We start from the raw sequence: 18,260 nt of genomic DNA, 5'->3' as shown, positions 1-18,260 counted from the left end.
TTATAACAATAACGATTACTTTAATTATTTACTTTTTTAAACATTGATTGCTGCCGGGTTGCCATTTGAAGCGCCTTTTTAGCAACACAACACCATGAGTATAAACAGATGACGCATTCAGTTTTTTCTAAGCCGCAACTGGAATGGATTCGCCAGAACTTAAAAGTCGCCGTGATTCACGGTGGGGATAAAGGTCAGGAGGGCAGTTATATTTTTGAAAACTTGAGCCCTCGCTCGACTAAAACGTACGCGCCTGTTGCGCATGATATTGCGAACGCCCTGCGTGAGTCGGGTTTCCAAGATGTGGAAGTGTTTGCCGAAGACCTTAATTTGGCACAGCAACTTAGAGAAAAAGGGACCGAATTAGTCATCACCAACAGCGGCGGGCTGCAAGGGTTTGACTCCATGTGTCACCTTCCTTCCACCCTTGAAATGTTAGGTGTGCCATACGTCGGCCACTCCCCAATGACGGCAGGTATTCTGGATAACAAACACCTGTTCAAACATGAAATTAAAGCTGCAGGTCTGCCTACGGCTCCATTTGTGACGATTGGTATCGATGAGTGTTTCGATGATGCGGTGAAGCAAGGTGCGATCGATGAAATTGAAGCAATATTCAACGAAGGGTTCATTGTGAAACCAGTGTCCGGTCGTGCGTCTATACACGTTTATCCGGTTTTTGAGCGCAATGATCTTGCTGCGACTGTAGAAAAAGTGCGCCAAGCGACGGGCAATACCGTGATGATCGAACCGTTCCTAGGCGGGCGTGAGTTTGTCGTGGCTGTTGCCGGTGAATACGTCTTTAAAGAAGGAAAACTCACACAGTCTGAAACGCCAATGGCGTTCTCCATTACGGAACGTGTTCTTGACGAAGATGAACCCATTTTTACGTCGATGGATGTAAAGCCCATCACTCAAGATCGCCTAGTGGCGGTCAACGACGAAAAGCTGCGTGGCGAACTGGCCGACATTGGGCAGAAAATTTACCGCCAGCTGGGTTTGCAAACCTTGGTTCGTGTGGATCTTCGCATGGACAAAGAGGGCAATTTGTATGTACTCGAAACCAACCCTAAGCCAGATCTGAAGCGACCAGAAGGCGAGAAAATCAGCTTGGTGTGCCATGACTTGGCGCGTGAAGGCATGGATTACACCGATTTAGTGCAATCTTTGGTGTTTAACCGATTGTCTTTCCTTAAACAAAAGCGACCAATGGCTGTCGCTCATTGCTTGAACGAACAATTCGACGCACTGAGTACGAGCTAGGAGTTTTCGTTGAATACGTTTAAGCAATATAGTCGCCTGTTACTTGGCGCATTACTGGTTATTTTGTCGCTAACGCTGATCTTCGTCGTGGGTTACGCGCAAGCGCTGAAAAGTTACCAACAACAGAGCCGCGATGCGGTTCTGGCTCAGACGGAGGCCGCGCGAATTGGTATCGAACAGGTACTGAGTTCGGGGGTACCGTTGCAAGACATCGCCGGTCTGGAAAAGGTGCTTTCACCCATTGCTAAAGCCGATTCCTCGGTGGTCGATATTCGGGTAATTTCCGGTCAACAGGAGCTATATCGCTACACCGACGAGCGTTTTGTGGGCAGCCTAGTGACCATTCCTCTAAGTAACAAGTTTACTCAGGTCGGGGCACTGGAAGTGCTGCTCAGCGATCACGAGATTGAAAAAACCATAAATGCACGCTTTCAGCCCATGATGGTATTGGTGATCGTACTGACCGCGGTGTTCGTGTTCTTTGTCCTGCGCAGCGAAAATCCGAAAACCTACTTCACCGCGTTCGGTGGGGTGTTCCTTGCGATGTCGGCAAGTGTTTTTTTGATGGTTGGAGCGTTGTACAAATCTGGTTTGGAAAACAAAGCCAGTTCAATGGCAAACATTGTGACTCAGCGCTTGGCTCCTGTTTTGAACGCCGGTATCAGCCACCATCAGGTGAGTGGTATAAGCGAAATGCTGGGCAGTTTTCGCCATTCTAACCCGGAAGTGTCTTCTATTTCGGTTTCTCAAGGTACAGAGGAGATCGCTAAAAGCAGCGCGAATGGTAAAGGTATGTCGGTTGAGAACATGGCGGAGTTTCTCGTCGGGGATGCCAAAGGCAATCAAGTCACCGTCGCGTTTTACCCAAAGGCGTTGTTGGCGCAGTTGGTACGTACCTTAAAGAATTTTGCGATTTTGTTCGCTGGGTGCGCCTTTATTTGCTTCGCCTTTATCCGACTGCTTAGCCATTCGGGGCAGCAACCTAAGAACGATACGGTGCTCGCGCAAATTAAACCGTTGCTGTTGGTGACCGTACTGATGGAGTCTTTGATGGCACCTGTGTTACCACAATACTTGACTCAGGTCGCGATAGAGAGCGGTGCAAGCGAAAGCTGGTCGTCTTACTTCTTTACCCTGTATTTCGTGGGCTTTGCCGCGACCTTACTACCAGTGTCTCGACTAGTGGAAGTCTACGACATTCGCAAGGTACTGGGTGTGGGGGTCTTACTCTCTTCTGCAGGGTGTTTATTACTCGCCTACGACTCTCAACTAATTACTGTATTGGTGGCGCGTTTCATCTCTGGTGTTGGGCAAGCGACGATCTTCATCGCAGTGCAAGGCTATATTCTGCGTTGCAGTGACCAATCGAATAAAACCCAGGCTGCTGGAATCATTGTCTTCTGCTTCAATGCGGGCTTTATTTCCGGTGCCGCGATTGGCGCACTTTTGGCTGATACGGTTGGTGTACAGGGCATCTTTATGCTGTCTGTATTAGTGGGTGGCCTTATGTATCTCTTCAGTCTTTCTCTGCCTTCGATGGTGCCTCAAGGCAGCAACTCTGGATCATTGAAAGAGAATTTAACCATGATGTTAAAAGACTCCGCTGCATTGATGCGTGTACCTGCTTTTATGCGCACCATGTTACTGGTTGGTATTCCCACCAAGATGATGCTCACGGGCGTGGTCTTTTTTGCTGTGCCCATCCTGCTTTCCAATGCTGGTGTTGAGCGTGAAAGCATCGGTCAGGTGCTAATGGCTTATGCGTTCTCTGTTTTGTTCATCAGTGGAAAAGTGTCCCCAATGATCGACCGAATCGGTTCAGCCAAATGGGCGCTTTGTCTTGGGAGCTTAGTGGCAGCAATGTCTTTGGGCGTGCTCTCTGTCGCCTTCTTATTTGAGGATGTCACTTATTTAGTGTTGACCGCGACGGCGGCGATGCTGGTTATGGGCGTTTCCCATGGTCTCATTAACGCGCCTGTAGTGACACACGTTGTGACCACAACACAAGGTGCGAATGCCAATTCTGTGGCATCGACCTATCGTTTTCTAGAGCGATTGGGACATGTTTTGGGCTCGATAGTCGTTGGGATTTTGCTTACTCGTTTGGGTAATGAATACGCCTTCTTTGCGCTTTCTGCCTTCTTTACCGTAGCTGGTTTCCTCATGTGGATATTTGATCGTGAACCAAAACAGGAAGCAGTCGTATGATTCGTATAATTTTGCTTTTGGTCAACGTACTGCTATCGCCAATGAGCCATGCAGAATGGCCTGAATGGTTAGGTGATCATTTAAAAAAGGAAAAGCGTGCTCAATGGGAAATTAACGCCAATGACTCGGACGTTTTGTTTTCGCCGCGTGGTGAACACCCTGTGGTTTGGGTACTGGTCTCTCGAAAAGCCGATTCTTATGATGTGGCGTTGTCGACGATTCTTAAAGTGTACCGCCGCGAAATGCCTAGCGTGTCATTTCGTGTTTTCCTTCTGCCTAACACAATAGCCGGTCTAAGAGCCTGGTCCCTACGAGCAGAAAAAGAAGCCAGCCTTATTTACACCGTGGGATCTCGTGCCACTGTGTTACTCCATAAAACCTATTCTGGGGGTAAGCTGCCAGTTGTGTCTGTGAACGCCAAAGATCCGGTGTTGATGGGATTGACGGACAACTATCAAACGAGTGGCAACAACTTCGCTTATACATCGCTGAATTTGCCAGCGGGCGTCACCTTGAGCTTCTTGCGCCGATTCCGCCCCGACTTGACGCAAATTGGTGTGCTGTATGCCAAGTCAAACACCAGTGCCTATCTGACTCAGTATCTCCCTTTAAAAAACGAAGCGGAAAAACAGGGTATTCGCATTTTTCCGATTGAGGTGGATGAACGCGAACCAGAGCGTTCGCTTGGTCGTGTTATGCGAGAACAAGTAAACGCCATGAAGGTCGATGATAAATCTCTGAGTAGTTCTCTGCTTTGGTTGACGGGGAGCTCTAGTCTACTGAATCGTATTGATGAAATTAATATTTACTCGGAATTTTTACCTCTATTGACGGCGGTTCCAGACGCGGTTAACGGCACTGCGCAAAGTGCTTTGATGTCGGTGGGGGTTGGGTTTGATAACAACGCTCACCAAGCCGCGTTATACGGTCTCGACATTCTAAAATCAGGCATTGCGCCAGCTTCCTTACCTATTGGGGTTCTCTCGCCTCCCGATATTTCCATTAGCTTCAAGCAAGCTGAGCGAGTGAACACACAAGTGCCTTTTGTTTTGATTGAAATGGCCAGTGATATTTACGCACGAGATGGCAACGTTGTGCGTTCTTCTGGCATGAGCATGGAGCACAACGAGCCATGATTCGAATTCTTTTTATAGCTATGATTAGTGCTGGGGTCAGTGAGTCAGCATTGGCGTTTAATCGCCCAGAGAGACTGCTATTGGCGACCCAAGAGTGGTTCCCTTATCAATACCAAGAAAAGGGTGAAATGAAAGGTCCGGGTATCGACAAAGTGAAATGCGTGATGCGGGTAATGGACCAACCTTACCAGCTCACCATGACCAAATGGGATCGCGCTCAGCTCATGACAGAGGTGGGCTCCCAACACGGGTTTTTCCTCGCATCTCATAACAGCAAACGCGATGAGTATGCGGAATATTCTGCTCCGCTAGATGAGCAAAACTGGAGTTGGTTCTCTCTGTCGGACTCAGCGGAAATGAACAACATCACGTTCAAATCACAGGTCGAAGTTGCGGCACTGTTTGGTTCGAACAAATGGTTTTGGCTACATAAAAATGGTTACCGCGTGAGTAAGAAGCCAAGAACACCAAAAGCCCTGATTGAATTGATGCTCGGCGGAGAAGTTGGCGCAATTTTGGGTAACGACGCGGTGATCGACGAAACCATTAAGAAAATGGGTATCAGCTACCGAGCGATATCTCGTACGAGGGTGAAATCTCAACCCTTGGGCGTGTATTTCTCGAAAGCGTTTACGAAGAAGTATCCCAATTTTCTTAACGAGTTTAATGACGCTATTTCTCAGTGCCGTTAATTCCAACTATCGAATTTATTGAAGGTCAGTCAAATGCCTCTATCAATTAGAATTATTAGCTCTCCAGATGGTGAAAGCATTGCTCAGTGGAATCAGGCATTTCCTGAAGAAGGTGGGGACATTGGTCGTGCCTTTGGTGCGACATTGCAATTGAGCGACGCGAGCCGAGAAATTTCAGGTACGCACGCCATCGTTCGTAAGACTTCACGCGGATATCAAATCGCAGACAACAGCACCAATGGCTTATTTATCAATGGTTCTGATGTGCCTTTAGGTAACGGTAATCAATCGACATTGAGCGATGGTGACGTGTTAGACATCGGTCGTTACCGATTGCTTGTTTCGTGTTTTGTACCGGATCAAGCGAAAGCACAAAGCGGTTCGGAAAACCTTGCCGCCTCGCCGTTTGGTGATGACCCATTCAGCAATGAAATTACGCCATTTATTCAGGATGTTCCTGAGGTATCCGACCAGCCCGATTTCACTATTTCGACGCTGGATGTGGTGGATGATGATCCGTTTTTGCACACGGATACCACAAAGCAAACGCAGCAAACGTATTTGAACCTCGAATTCCAGACAGACGATGAGGATCCACTAAAAGACAGTGACCTTCATGCGTCGTTTCCATTGCGAGAAGTGGCAGCGACTCAGCCAACAACAAACAACGATATCAACACGGTGGCTCAGTCCACAGCGTTTGCCATGGCAGAACGACAAAGCCAAGAGCAGCGTTTGCAGGAGCGCACAGACAAAGCAATGGAAATGGCGTTAACCCGTTTGTTTTCTGATATTTCGCCAAAAACGATGGAGTCGATGTTCGATGACTTGTCTGGAAGTGGATTTTGGTCTCGTAAACCGAAGTACTGGGATATGTACAAGCGTTATTTCACCAGACAGGTTGAAAACCGAGATTGGCAGGTGAAGTTTCAAGCGTACTTCCGCGACGCGATGCGCTTGCAGCGTAATTTAGAAGGGGAGAAGTGATGTTTCGACGTATCTGCGTATTGAGCTTATTACTGTTGCTTTCTGGGTGCAGTTTATGGAGTGACGAGTTGGTGGAACCAAAGCTGATCATCAACATCACTGCTGCTTCCAACATCAATCCCAATGTAGAGGGGAAACCCTCCCCAGTTGAGCTGCGTATTTATCAGCTGACCAACAGCAATGCGTTTGAGCAAGCCGACTTTATTCAAATTTTCAACGATGAGCAGGGCGTATTGAAAGCGGAATTGGCTTTGGCTCGTCAGTTACCAAGTTTGTTACCCGGAGAAACACGTCAAGAAGTGATCCCGCTAGGAACTGGTGTGAAGTTCATTGGGGTAATAGCTGGATTTGCCGATTACCGAGAAGCTAAGAATAAAGTGATCTACGAACCTGTGGTTTTCAATTCAGTAGCAATCAATATTGAAGTGGATGGCATCAACCTGTCCGTGTCGGGAGAAGAAGAAAAATAATGGATAATAATAAAGTGGTTTGGAGCGAAGGTATGTTCCTTTCCCCACAACATTTTCAACAACAAGAACGCTACGTTGAGCATTTTACTCGCGAATTTGTCGGACAGATCAGCCCTAACTCTTACGGTTTAACTCATCTTGAGTTGGATCGAACCATGCTAAGCATTGGTAAGGTGTCAGTACGCCGAGCGAAAGGCATTTTCCCTGACGGGACACCGTTTGAAATCGAACAGGCACTTGTTATCGATGTGCCTAAAAACACCAGCCATAAAAAAGTGTATCTCGCTTTACCAGTTTCAAGACCGGGGACCATTGACGTTGGTGAAGATGTACGTTTAAGACACAGTGCCAATGAACACCCCGTTTACGACACCAGCCGCGAGCACAGTGACCCAGTGCAACTTGAGCTGGCGCAAATGAACATTCAGCTAAAACTCGAAGGCGATGAACTGAAAGACTTTATTCTAATTGCCGTGGCGGAAATCAGTGAACACAAATCTGAAGGTGCAGTTATCCTCAATCAGGCTTTTATCCCTCAGAGTCTGCATTTTGGTGTGTCTAGCTATCTTACCGATTCGGTGGCGGATGTGTTTGCGCAAGTGCAGTATCGATCGCGTGCGATCCATGCACGACTGCAAGCCGAAACCAGCAGCAAAAGTTATCAGTCTTTAATGCGAGATTACCTATGGCTACAAGTCATGGGCGCATGGATGCCGAAATTAGAGCAATGGAACCTCGATAACACCTTTCTGACGCGTCATCTATACCTCGAATGTGTTTCGATGGCGGGTCAAATGCAAGGCTTAGAAGGCAAAATGCCGAAGTCTTTCCCTGCTTGGAACCAAAACGATCTCTACAGCATTTTCTCTTCAGTGTTTGCAGAGTTACTGGTGTTGTTACGTGAAGTTCAAATCGATAACGTTTCTACTCTCAAGTGGGACCGACAATTGTTTACGAGCCGCCGTTTGCTCCGCACTTTGGTCGATGACCGTAGTTTGTACAACCAAGGCCGTTTTGTGCTGGTGGTGTCTTCGTCGATGGGTGCAACGCGCCTGAGCGAAGAGTTCCCACGTGCAGCGAAACTTGCTGGCAACGGTGATATAGCAGGACTAGTGCGTAACGCTTTATCTGGCGTACCACTGCGCCATTTGCCTTATGCGCCATCAGAGCTGAAATCGCTGAATGATGCGGCGTACTTCGAAATCGATACTAAGTCGGACTTATGGCAAGCCTTGGTGAAACGAGACGAAGCGATTGCCCTTCATATCGATGAAAGAATCGACGATATCCACGTTGACTTTCATGTGATCAGGTAGGTAGGCAATGGCAGGACTATTTAACGAAGAACCCACGGTTCAAATTCATCGCCAAGCAGCGAATACACAAAGTAAAGAGCGGAGTAATCTGAGCCCGAAAGCGGACACGTCGGGTACCGAGCAGTTAATTGAAAACCTAACGGTATACGGCAGTCCGCTGATGAACGCGGCAACGGAACTGTTGGGTATTTTGGTTACGATCAAGCGCCAAGGTGCGCCACGCGATATTAACCGCTTTCGCCAACAATTGCTGGATGCGATTGAAGCCTTCCGTTTACGCGGTTTGCACTTGGATTATCACCCCAATGTTATCGAAAAAAGTTGTTTCGTGTTGTGTGCCGCCTTTGATGAAGCGGTGCTCTACACCTCATGGGGAGAGCGTGCTCGCTGGGAAAATTATTCGCTTTTGAGCAAGGTTTTTTTACAACGCAACGGCGGCGAAGCCTTTTTCATCTTGCTTGAGAAAGCTTGCCAGCAGCCAAGCAAACTTTCGGACTTCATTGAGCTTCAGTACGTGTTGCTGACCCTTGGCTTCAAGGGGCGTTTTCGCCATGAAGATGAAAGTCAATTGCATGACATTACTTCCCGCGCTTACGGGCTGATTCGTCGCTATCGCAATGAAAGCGCTTTGCCAGTCCCGCAAACCCCTAAATTGATTGAAGGGAAACAACCTTGGCTGATGATCAGCATGGGAAAAACGTTGGGACTGACGTTTTTGATTCTCGCCACTGGATATGGTTTTACCGAGTATTGGTATCACAGTCGATCTCAGCCGCTATTGGCACAATTCGGCGCCATCGATATGTCTGGTGTGAGCTTAAAGAAAACCAGCGGTGAACTGCTTTACCTAAGTACGGATGAAGATCTGGGTCGAGAGGAAGAAAACCTTGAAGAGATAACGGGGATGCAGGGCAAAGTGGTTGCTCAGCAATGGGAAATTGTTCTGGCCGTTTTCTCTCGTTCTAGAGATGCTACTCGCTTGTCTTCAGAGCTTAATCAAGCCGGTTACGAGTCGTTCACTCGTGAGTCGGATCATGGTGTTGAGTTATACATTCATGCGGGCGATGACTTGAGCGAAATTCGAAAACTGAAAAACGAACTGAATGTACGTTTTGGACTAAACGCCACGATAAGAAGAGCGCAGAAGTAAGATGTTTAAAAAGATTTTTTCCATTGTCTTAGCCATCGCTGCCATTGTAGGAAGCATAACACTTTGGGTGTATTTACCCGAAGGGAAACCTACTTGGTTGAAGTGGGTAGCGACCGGCCTAACGAGCATTATCCTAATCTTCACTGCACTTTGGTGGTGGAAACAACGCAACCTTAGCCAAGCGGAATCGGAAGAGCACGATCTTGAAGTTCTGCTTAAGCAAGATACGCGAGTTATTCAACAATTGTTCCGCGTCGCGACCAAGAAAATTCTGGGACAGGGGCGCAACAAACTAGAGAGCTTATACAACTTACCTTGGTATTTGGTTGTTGGTGGTGAAAAAGACGCTAAAAGCGCTATTTTACTGCAAAACGGGTTTGAACCTGTTAACGATCGCTACCTAGACGAAAGTGATACCGAACAGTACTTGCGTTTCTGGAGCAATGATAATGCTGTTGTGGTGGAGGTCGGCCATAGGATATTTGACAGCGAGGGTATCGACGAAGCACTTTGGAAAGTACTGGCAAAGCAATTTCTTAAGTACCGTCCAAGACAAGGCTTAAACGGTATTGTTGCGGTGATCGGTTGTGATCGACTCATGACCGGTGACAAAAAAGAACGAGCCAAGCTTTCGGGCATTTATCAGGAAGCCGTGCTGTCAATGGGGGGAGAGCTGGATCTCAACTTACCTGTATATGCTGCATTTTCCAAAGCAGACACCATTGCGGACTTCACTGGCTTCTTTGAAAGTTTCACGGCGTGTGATTCTGAGAACCCATTCGGCATTACCTTCGAATGCGATCAATTGCGTCGCTACGACAAGCATCAATTCGAAGCAGAAAGCTATAAATTGATTCAGTCTATCGCGGAGCAGCAATTCGAGTTGCTTCGAAACGTGAACAGCGAAAAATCGGGTTCGATCATCGCATGGCCTTATCAGCTTCGAATTTTTTTAGAGCGAGTCAACGAATTACTGACCGATATCGGTCGCGAGAATCGCGTTCGAGAAGCGGTATGGATTCGTGGCGCTTATATGATGTCCTCAGGGCAAAAAGGCGTTGAACACGATTTACTGACGCAAGTAGTTGCGCAGCGCGCCGAATTTAACTCAGTTAGGCATGAAGACCAACAGCCAAACCGCCGAGGTTACTTTACTCAACGCTTGTTCAACAAAGTCATTCTTCCTGAGAAGAACATTGTGGGCGTTAATGAGTGGCGTCATGCTGGTTATTTTGCGTTTCGCTCTGCGGTATTAGTCTCTATTGTGGCGCTGATTTCCATTGCTGGACTCAAGTTAAAAGATAACTGGAACGTTGATGAAGATTGGCGTACAGCAGCGTTGGCGCAGATTCGCTTCTACAAAAGTGGCATCAATGAGCTGAGTAATGATTACTCTATGTCCGAGATGATCGCGGTGCTATCTGAGTTGGAAAGTGTTGTTGTTGAAGGGGTACAGCCTAGACCTTGGCATGAAATGGTCAGTGTGAAACAGACGAATACCGCAGAGAGCGTCTACCTCGCCTATGAAAGGCAGTTGCATCAAATCTTACTGCCCAAACTTGAAGAACTGATCAGCAGTGAATTGTACGTTTACGTGAATTTGGGAAATCCAAGCAGGATTTTTGAAATTCTTCGCTACTACCAGATGTTGTTTGATAAGGAACAGCTTAACTTTGAGGAGCTGCAAACCTACTTATTAGACAACTTAAAGGACCAGGGGGAATTATCTCCGGACGAGCTGTCCGTTTTGTCGCTGCTAATTGAAGATGTATTCAACGGTAATTATGACAACCAACTTCAACCCAACCTAGATCTGATTGCCGTGGCGACCAATAACCTAGAAGGTTTATCGCCAGAGCGCTTGATCTACGCGCGTATCAAAGCCATGCCTGAATACCGCACTCAAGTGGATTTGCGCAGTCAACTGGGTGAAAAATTTGACAGCCTATTTGAGTTTTCCAGTGACTTTCACGGTTATTTGATCCCTGAAGTCTTCACTAAGCAAGGCTACGCACAGATTGATTTGAGCGCTAAATCTGAGCTCTTGAATACCCTAATGAGCGAGTTTAAGGCGATTCAGGGTGATATGTCTGGTGCATCGGTGGTTGAGCTTACGGAATTGAGTAAGCAAGTGCAGCGCCTATACTTCGCGGATTACATTTATCAGTGGAAGGATCTGGTTAATAACATTCAGGTTAAGCAGTTCAATAATGCATCTGATCTAAGCTTTGCTCTCAGAAATGCTCGTGCGCCTGCAACCAGTCCGCTGTTGGACGTGTTAGACGCTGTGGTGGTTAACACCACATTGGCTGTCGCTGAGCAGCCTGACACCAAGGGACAAAAACGCGTCGCTGGTCAACTTGGTCTCAAAAAAGCCAAAAAGGCGCTAAATAAAGCCAACAAAGTAAACCGAGCTGTGGGTGATAAGCTGCTGAGATTACAACCTTCTTTCGTCGTGAATGAAGCGTTTCTGCCTTTCTCTCGTTTTGTAAATGGCAGCGGTAAAGATAAAGGAAATGACAAGCCGATCGACGCTTTGATTGCTCAGGTGGATGAGCTGAACTCGTTCTTTGACGCCGCACTGTCTAGCACCAATCCGGGGAAATCCTTCCACGCTTATGCTATTGCGCATGCTCAGGGTAGTGCAGACCCCATTGTGAATTTTCGAAAAGCGGGCAGCAAAGCGCCAAGCAAGGTGGCCTCTTGGACGAAAGATCTGAGTAAGCAAGCGTGGGGGCAAGTCGTTCGTGGCAGCGTGTCTTATCTGAATATTCAGTGGGACGAGCGTGTTTACCAGTTTTATGTGTCTGCCATTGAGGGTCGCTTCCCATTTGCTCAACATGGGCGTGGTGAAGTGAGTTTGGATGACTTTACTCAATTCTTTAAAACCAGTGGCCGTCTTGAACTTTATGTCGATGAGTATCTAAAACCGTTTGTTTATTGGGATAACGACCGCTTGAAATTCAACGAAGTGGGTGGTCTTACCCTTCCTATCAGCGTAAATACGCGTAAGCAACTCGAACGTGCAAGGAAGCTCAGTAAGATCTTCTTCGGTTCCTCTGGAGAAGAGCTCGCACTGAGAATTGGCTTCAAAGCGAGTTCAATGAGCACCAATGTCACGGAATTCCAGTTAAGGGAAGCAGAAAGCCTGTTTAGCTATAAACATGGTCCGCGAGTATGGCGTGACGTGATATGGCCAACCTCTGATGTGGACGGTTACCTCAGCACGGAATTCTATAACGGTAAAAACCGAGCGGTGTCGCAGTCCTTTACTGGTCAGTGGGCGCTGTTCCGAGCCATTTTTTCGAACCGTAGCAGTTCGACAGCCAGCCGCTTGATTCGCAAACTGGATTACAAAATAAACCAGAGCAACATTGTATTGGACTACACGCTGCGCGACTCCAACCAACCGTTGGATAAGTCTTTGTTTGTTCAATTTACTTTGCCTAGGCAGTTATAGGAAAAGGCATGTTAGACGGTGTAGTGAATCCGATGAATACATCACGTGGTCGAGAATTAGTCACGCGAGTTAAAGCTCACCAGTTAGTGACAATTGGTGAGTCACCGGATCGCTACATCAAGCAATTTGAGAAAAAAGAGCCACTTGAGCGTGAATGGACTGCTCTTCAGGAATGCAGAGGCAGTCAAATTCAAAAGGTACTGGATGTGGATTGGTTGAACCTGCAGCTTATGCTGGAGTTTGATCAACGCGCTATACCTCTGAGTGACTTTAACCCGCAGGATGTGGCGCTGTTTACGTCGTTACTATCACACGTAATTCAGGCAATCAAACACTGCCATAAAAACGGCTGGGTTCATGGTGACATTAAGCCTTCCAACATACTTTATGTCCCTAATTTAAGAACAATTCGATTGATTGATTTCGGGGCCAGTCATCGCATTGGAACTTCTCGGGAAGCACTTACTGATTGGCAGGCAACCCCAATGTTTGCATCGCCCAATCAATTGAGTGGAGAAGGGCTAGTGGATACGGGAGATGACTGGTTTCCGTTACTTCAAATCATCGATCAGGTCATGTCGGTAGCACGTGACGACTCAATACGCTCAACGCTTTATACATGGCGAGATGCCTTAAGCGTTGAGGTTTAAACAACAGGAAAGCCTATGAATAAAAAACAGCTTGCCGCCGCCAATCTCGATTTTGATGTGTCATCAATCAAAGGAGACGGTGGAAAATTAATCAACAATTTAGGGTGTGCAATAGAGATTGAGCAGTGGTTAAAAAAACTGTCTCTCGCATGCGGCAGAAGGCACTCCAATAGAGCCTTACCTTATTTAGAGAAAGCGATAGATATTATCTATTCCGAGGTTGAGGCTGATTTGTATCGTCAGTCAGGTAACAGCAATAGTGCAGCGGTTACTAAACATCCTGTATGGCAGTTTTTTGTAGAACGAGTGACGAAAAAGTTTGGTAGTGTCGTGAAGGTTATCCAGCCACACCGATCACCTACTGAATCGGTCCGTTCAAAACTGATAAACCGTGCGTTCTTTCAAATGCTGCATAACAAACAAGAAGTATTGAAACGCTCACATAGCAGTATTGTCGTTTCAGGTGAGTTGGGTCAGTTGAAAGTTGAGATCTTGGAGGCGCAAGTTCACGCGCTTCGGGAAGCTTACCAAAACCACTTGAAATGTAATGCGGACCTTTGGCCTACGTTGAATGAGCTGTTTCAGAAATCTTGCAAAAAAGGCGCTGAGTCTTCTTCTGAAGGAAAGCTCAGTGCCGAAGACTTTTCGGCAAGTTATGAAGCATCTCAATCTCTATTTGCTGAAGCGAAAATAGCTTTTGAGAAAACCTGGGACTTCGGAAAAATGAAGAACCAGATTAACGCGTCGGCTGAAGTATTTGGCCGTGAAAACAGTAAGTTCAGCGCACATACAAAAATAGGTCAGGGTGGCGCTGCAGGATTTCGAGAAAAGAAGCTGGGTGAAGAAGCGGGCAAAAAGACAAGCACCAAATTCAGTTTCGATAAGTCGCCAAGTAAAGCATGGGAAACGGACAAAAAAGAAGATGAAGATGATTCTTTCGCTTCCATGCAGCTCATTCCGGGTATTGACCTAGAAATTGATGCGCAGCTAGCAGCGCAAGCGGGTATGAAACTGACCATATCTCATGAACTTTCAGTCGCAGACTTTATGTCTCTGAAAAATGAAGGAGAGCTATTTGTTGGTGCTAGCGCAAAAGTTCAGTTTACTGGTACGTTGAACACAGCAAATATCTTTGCTGGCGATGAAGTGATCAAAACTAAAATTGGTGCGAGCGTTTTTGCGGGAGCAAAAGCTCAGGGAACCAGTACGTTTACGTTGAAAGCTCGTGGTCTCAAAATGCTGGCTGGCAGCGTGACCGGTTCTGTAAATGCAGGTATAGGAGCATCCGCGGGTTTAGAAGCCATAGTTAAAGGCTCTGGTGATTTTACGTTCAAAGGTTCAGCAGGGGCAACAGTAGGGGTAGGGACAAACGTAGAGTTTGGTACAATGGTAAATCCTATGCTGTTAAAAATTCTGCTTTGGGACTCGTTTGGCAAGCACCTTAGAAGCAAACAAACTAAGTGGAAGAATGACATTAAATACAATAGAAATGTCAACGAAATAGCGTTGGGTCGTTGTGCAGATTCTATTGCCATGGCACTGAATTTACTTGAAGCGGATTACCGTAAGCTGGCTGAAGAAATTTGGCGAATTCCAACATTCAGTAACGTTTCAGTTCAAGATGGCGTACAAACCTTGCACGATCGTATTTCAAGCCCAGAGCGCCATGTATTAGACAAATACTTGGAAACGCTGGGTGTTGGTGATGCTATTCATATGTCGCCAGAAGAGGTTAATCAGGCCGCTGTCGATATCGATAATCAAGCGAGAATGAATCAGACGAAAAATAACTTGGCTAAGCAATCTGGAACCAAGTCATTATCTGGCGCATTGGCTATGGTGGGAATGAGTGCGATGAACCCTAATCCTCTGACTTCTAATGACTACTCAAATGTATCACGGGGGTTAGTTAGTGCAGGGCTGCTTGCAGTAAAACCTCAGTAGCATAAAAAATGGCGGGATATCCCCGCCATTTGTTTAATGCTGATAACGCTTTCGATATTCCAAGGGCGTCATGTCATTCGATTTCTTGAACAATTCCCGGAAGTATCGCACGTCTTCGTAACCCACTGCTCGGCTAATTTCTTCTACAGTCTGCTTAGTTTTCTCCAATCTGTCTTTAGCTGTGGACAGCCGAATCTGCTGAATGTATTGAATCGGTGTTTGTCCGGTCGCCAGTTTGAATCGACGCTTCATCTGTCTCTCACTCAAGTGGATGCGTTTGCTCAATTCAGATACCGAAAACTGATAATTGTGGCTACTGTGCATCCAGTCTTGAAGCTGATGGATTAATGAATCGTTATGCTGGCGATAAGGGATAAATTTAGCCAACGATTTTTGCTGTACTTGGTCGGTGTCACCAAAGATAAATTGATGGCAATTTTCGCGTACAGTTAAACCAAAGAGTTGCTCTACGATCAACATCATGACATCGCTATAACCGCTGATACCTGAGGTGCAGTAACGGTTATTATCACACGTGACGCGACGTTCAACGCGAAGTTTGATTTCCGGAAACATATCACGGTACATGTTGGCGAAGTGCCAGTGTGTTGTAGCGTTACATTTAGACAACAAATCTGCTTTGGCGAGCGCAAACGCACCTGTGCAGATGGAAATGATGGGGATGTTTTTGCTTTCAAAGCTTTTTAGCCATTGAAGTGCAGCTTCTGAACAAGCTTTGAGTTCTTTATCTGGAAAACCGACAGAGCCGACTAGCAGTATGTCGGTTTCTTTGACATCTTCCATTGCGATGGTAGGGGACAGTGATACTCCCCCCAAACCGTTAACGGGCATGTTGTCCTGAGTTACGATGTTAATTATGGGTTGCGGTGCGCCAGCAAGAAAGGCGGCAATAGTCAAAACTTCGATTGGTCCAGAGATTGAAGTGACCGGAGCGTCAGCAAATGCAAGTGCAGTTAATGTTATGGGTCTTTTTTCCACAAAACGCCTATATATGATGGAATTTATTATTAAGGTTCAACCGACCAGTTTCACCATTCCTTGGCGTTCTTTCTTATTGTTTTTCCTTCGTGACTTTATAATTTTATGAGCTTTAGTATGAAAAAATCAGAGTGAAAATACTCTGAAATTGGGTGTCACGTATCCTGTGTTATAAATAGGCATTATATTTAGAAAGAAAAACATTGCGAGTAAAAATGACACTTTATTGGCAGAGGGTTGGATTTATAAAGAGCCTACCACGGCTATTTTTGAGCCGGGTAGGCAATAAGAGGTAGGTGTTGCAGGAGCTGAAAAGTAAAAGATTGTATTGATCTAAAAGACTTTTTTAAACGGCGATTCCTAATCTTGCTTCAGGTTTGTTTAAATAGAGCTCAAGTTTTTCCACATCCAGTTCACTAAATTCTATACCGAGCTTTGAGCGTCGCCATAAAATATCATCGGCTGTAGTTGCCCATTCATGCTGAACTAAATAATCCACTTCTGCTTGGTATAAACCGTGACCGAAATCGGTGCCCATGTCTTCTAAGCAGGATCTTTGCCCAATGATTCGATGGCTTAGTGTTCCATAAGCCCGCACCCAACGACGGATGATGTCTTGGGGGAGCCATGGGTAACTATGGTGGAGTGCAGTAGAAAGCTGTTCGCGATTGGAAAAATCGCCACCTGGAAGCACGGCTGACTTTGTCCACTCCTCTTTCATTTTAGGGAAGAATGGCGCGAGCTTGTTCACTGCGGCTTGCCCTAACTTACGGTAAGTGGTGAGCTTACCGCCGAAGATGGACAACAAGGGCGCGTCATCAAACATATCATCCAGCTCGATGGTGTAATCACGCGTCACCGCTTGCGCATCTGAAGATTCGTCGTCGCAAAGTGGGCGCACGCCTGACCAAGTATTAATCACGTCGCCTGGAGAGACTTTCTCCACAAAGTGTTGGTTCACAATGTCACACAGGTAAGTGACTTCATCTTGGCTGATCTCTACTTTTGAAGGATCGCCTTGATATTCCACATCGGTCGTACCAATGCAGGAGTATTTGTCTTGGTATGGGATAACAAACACAATGCGGTTGTCTTCGTTTTGCAAGATAAAGGCATGGTTTTCAGGGTACAAACGCGGAACAACGATGTGGCTGCCTTTTACTAGACGAATACCGCGAGGAGAACGCATCTTAAGCTGGCTATCAAAAAAGCGGTCCACCCAAGGTCCAGCAGCGTTAACAAGTGCCTTTGCAGTTACGGTTTTCACTGAATGATCTTGTGTGTTTTCAATCTCGATTTCCCAACCTTCTGCGCTGCGAGTGGCATCGATGCATCGAGAACGAGTTTCCACAGTCGCGCCAAATTGCGTCGCCATTTGAGCGTTTGCAACCACTAAACGAGCATCATCGACCGCGCAATCTGAATACTCAAAGCCTACTTTCATTTCTGGCAGTAATGGGCTGGATTGGGCAAAGTTAACGCCGTGGCTTGCGGGTAGAGAGACACGTTTACCAATGTGATCGTAAAGAAACAAACCAGCACGGATCATCCATGCAGGGCGAAGGTGAGGACGATGAGGCAACTGAAAGCGCATAGGAGCAACAAGGTGAGGTGCATTTTTTAATAGCACTTCACGTTCTGCTAGTGCTTCACTCACTAAGCGAAATTCGTAATGTTCAAGGTAGCGTAAACCACCGTGAATAAGCTTGCTGCTTGCAGACGATGTCGCCGAGGCGAGATCCGACATCTCGTACAGCCCGACTTTTAACCCGCGACCTGCCGCATCCGCAGCGACTGCTACACCATTGATTCCGCCACCAATGATCACGACATCGTATTCTTCACTCTTGCTTGAGTGATGTTTAGCAGAAGTCGTTTTATCGAATTCAGCTTGCGTTGACATAGTTCTCTACCTTCGTAAATGTTCGTTTGTTTTCGTTATTGAGCAGTATATACACAAACTAATAAGTAGGTCGAGTAAAAAA

At 46.5% G+C, this 18,260-nt stretch carries 13 protein-coding genes; 11 read left to right on the top strand and 2 right to left on the bottom strand.

Annotated features, from left to right (window positions below):
* The first annotated feature begins 108 nt into the window (after positions 1-108).
* From Q8W40_RS15090 to Q8W40_RS15040, 11 genes are read left to right on the top strand one after another with little or no spacing between them, the layout of a single operon-like run.
* On the top strand, positions 109-1,263 hold the full coding sequence (locus Q8W40_RS15090) for a D-alanine--D-alanine ligase family protein (protein WP_305398340.1): 1,155 nt from the start codon (positions 109-111) through the stop codon (positions 1,261-1,263).
* A 9-nt stretch (positions 1,264-1,272) separates the two neighbouring features.
* Positions 1,273-3,471: an MFS transporter gene (locus Q8W40_RS15085; protein WP_305398339.1), complete on the top strand. Its 2,199-nt coding sequence runs from the start codon at positions 1,273-1,275 to the stop codon at positions 3,469-3,471.
* Positions 3,468-4,607 carry an ABC transporter substrate binding protein gene (locus tag Q8W40_RS15080; RefSeq protein WP_305398337.1) on the top strand — a complete coding sequence of 380 codons (1,140 nt, stop codon included), beginning with the start codon at positions 3,468-3,470 and terminating at the stop codon, positions 4,605-4,607. Before Q8W40_RS15085 ends, Q8W40_RS15080 begins: the two co-directional genes overlap by 4 nt.
* On the top strand, positions 4,604-5,299 hold the full coding sequence (locus Q8W40_RS15075; protein ID WP_305398336.1) for a transporter substrate-binding domain-containing protein: 696 nt from the start codon (positions 4,604-4,606) through the stop codon (positions 5,297-5,299). Before Q8W40_RS15080 ends, Q8W40_RS15075 begins: the two co-directional genes overlap by 4 nt.
* Positions 5,300-5,332: 33 nt before the next feature.
* Positions 5,333-6,286, top strand: a complete 954-nt coding sequence (locus tag Q8W40_RS15070) for a type VI secretion system-associated FHA domain protein (protein ID WP_305398335.1) — start codon at positions 5,333-5,335, stop codon at positions 6,284-6,286.
* A complete protein-coding gene (gene tssJ / locus Q8W40_RS15065; protein WP_126607380.1) occupies positions 6,286-6,756 on the top strand; it encodes a type VI secretion system lipoprotein TssJ in 471 nt (156 codons plus the stop codon). The genes Q8W40_RS15070 and tssJ overlap by 1 nt, the downstream gene beginning before the upstream one ends.
* Complete coding sequence (gene tssK, locus Q8W40_RS15060; protein WP_305398332.1) at positions 6,756-8,072, top strand: type VI secretion system baseplate subunit TssK; 1,317 nt, start codon at positions 6,756-6,758, stop codon at positions 8,070-8,072. The genes tssJ and tssK overlap by 1 nt, the downstream gene beginning before the upstream one ends.
* Positions 8,073-8,079: 7 nt before the next feature.
* Complete coding sequence (gene icmH / locus Q8W40_RS15055; RefSeq protein WP_305398331.1) at positions 8,080-9,222, top strand: type IVB secretion system protein IcmH/DotU; 1,143 nt, start codon at positions 8,080-8,082, stop codon at positions 9,220-9,222.
* 1 nt (position 9,223) lies between these two features.
* A complete protein-coding gene (gene tssM, locus Q8W40_RS15050) occupies positions 9,224-12,682 on the top strand; it encodes a type VI secretion system membrane subunit TssM (protein ID WP_305398330.1) in 3,459 nt (1,152 codons plus the stop codon).
* 8 nt (positions 12,683-12,690) lie between these two features.
* Positions 12,691-13,332: a protein kinase domain-containing protein gene (locus Q8W40_RS15045; RefSeq protein WP_305398328.1), complete on the top strand. Its 642-nt coding sequence runs from the start codon at positions 12,691-12,693 to the stop codon at positions 13,330-13,332.
* A 15-nt stretch (positions 13,333-13,347) separates the two neighbouring features.
* On the top strand, positions 13,348-15,276 hold the full coding sequence (locus Q8W40_RS15040) for a hypothetical protein (RefSeq protein WP_305398326.1): 1,929 nt from the start codon (positions 13,348-13,350) through the stop codon (positions 15,274-15,276).
* A 33-nt stretch (positions 15,277-15,309) separates the two neighbouring features.
* On the opposite strand, the gene Q8W40_RS15035 is transcribed toward Q8W40_RS15040, so the two are convergent.
* A complete protein-coding gene (locus Q8W40_RS15035; RefSeq protein WP_305398324.1) occupies positions 15,310-16,275 on the bottom strand; it encodes a GlxA family transcriptional regulator in 966 nt (321 codons plus the stop codon).
* Between the two features lie 346 nt (positions 16,276-16,621).
* Positions 16,622-18,178, bottom strand: coding sequence for a glycerol-3-phosphate dehydrogenase (gene glpD, locus Q8W40_RS15030; RefSeq protein ID WP_305398322.1), 1,557 nt, complete (start codon positions 18,176-18,178; stop codon positions 16,622-16,624).
* Positions 18,179-18,260: the final 82 nt, after the last annotated feature.

This window comes from Vibrio penaeicida (genome assembly GCF_030689305.1).
Classification (GTDB): domain Bacteria; phylum Pseudomonadota; class Gammaproteobacteria; order Enterobacterales; family Vibrionaceae; genus Vibrio; species Vibrio penaeicida_B.
Note: the sequence above shows the minus strand (reverse complement) of the source record. Positions and strands in the feature narration are given on the sequence as shown.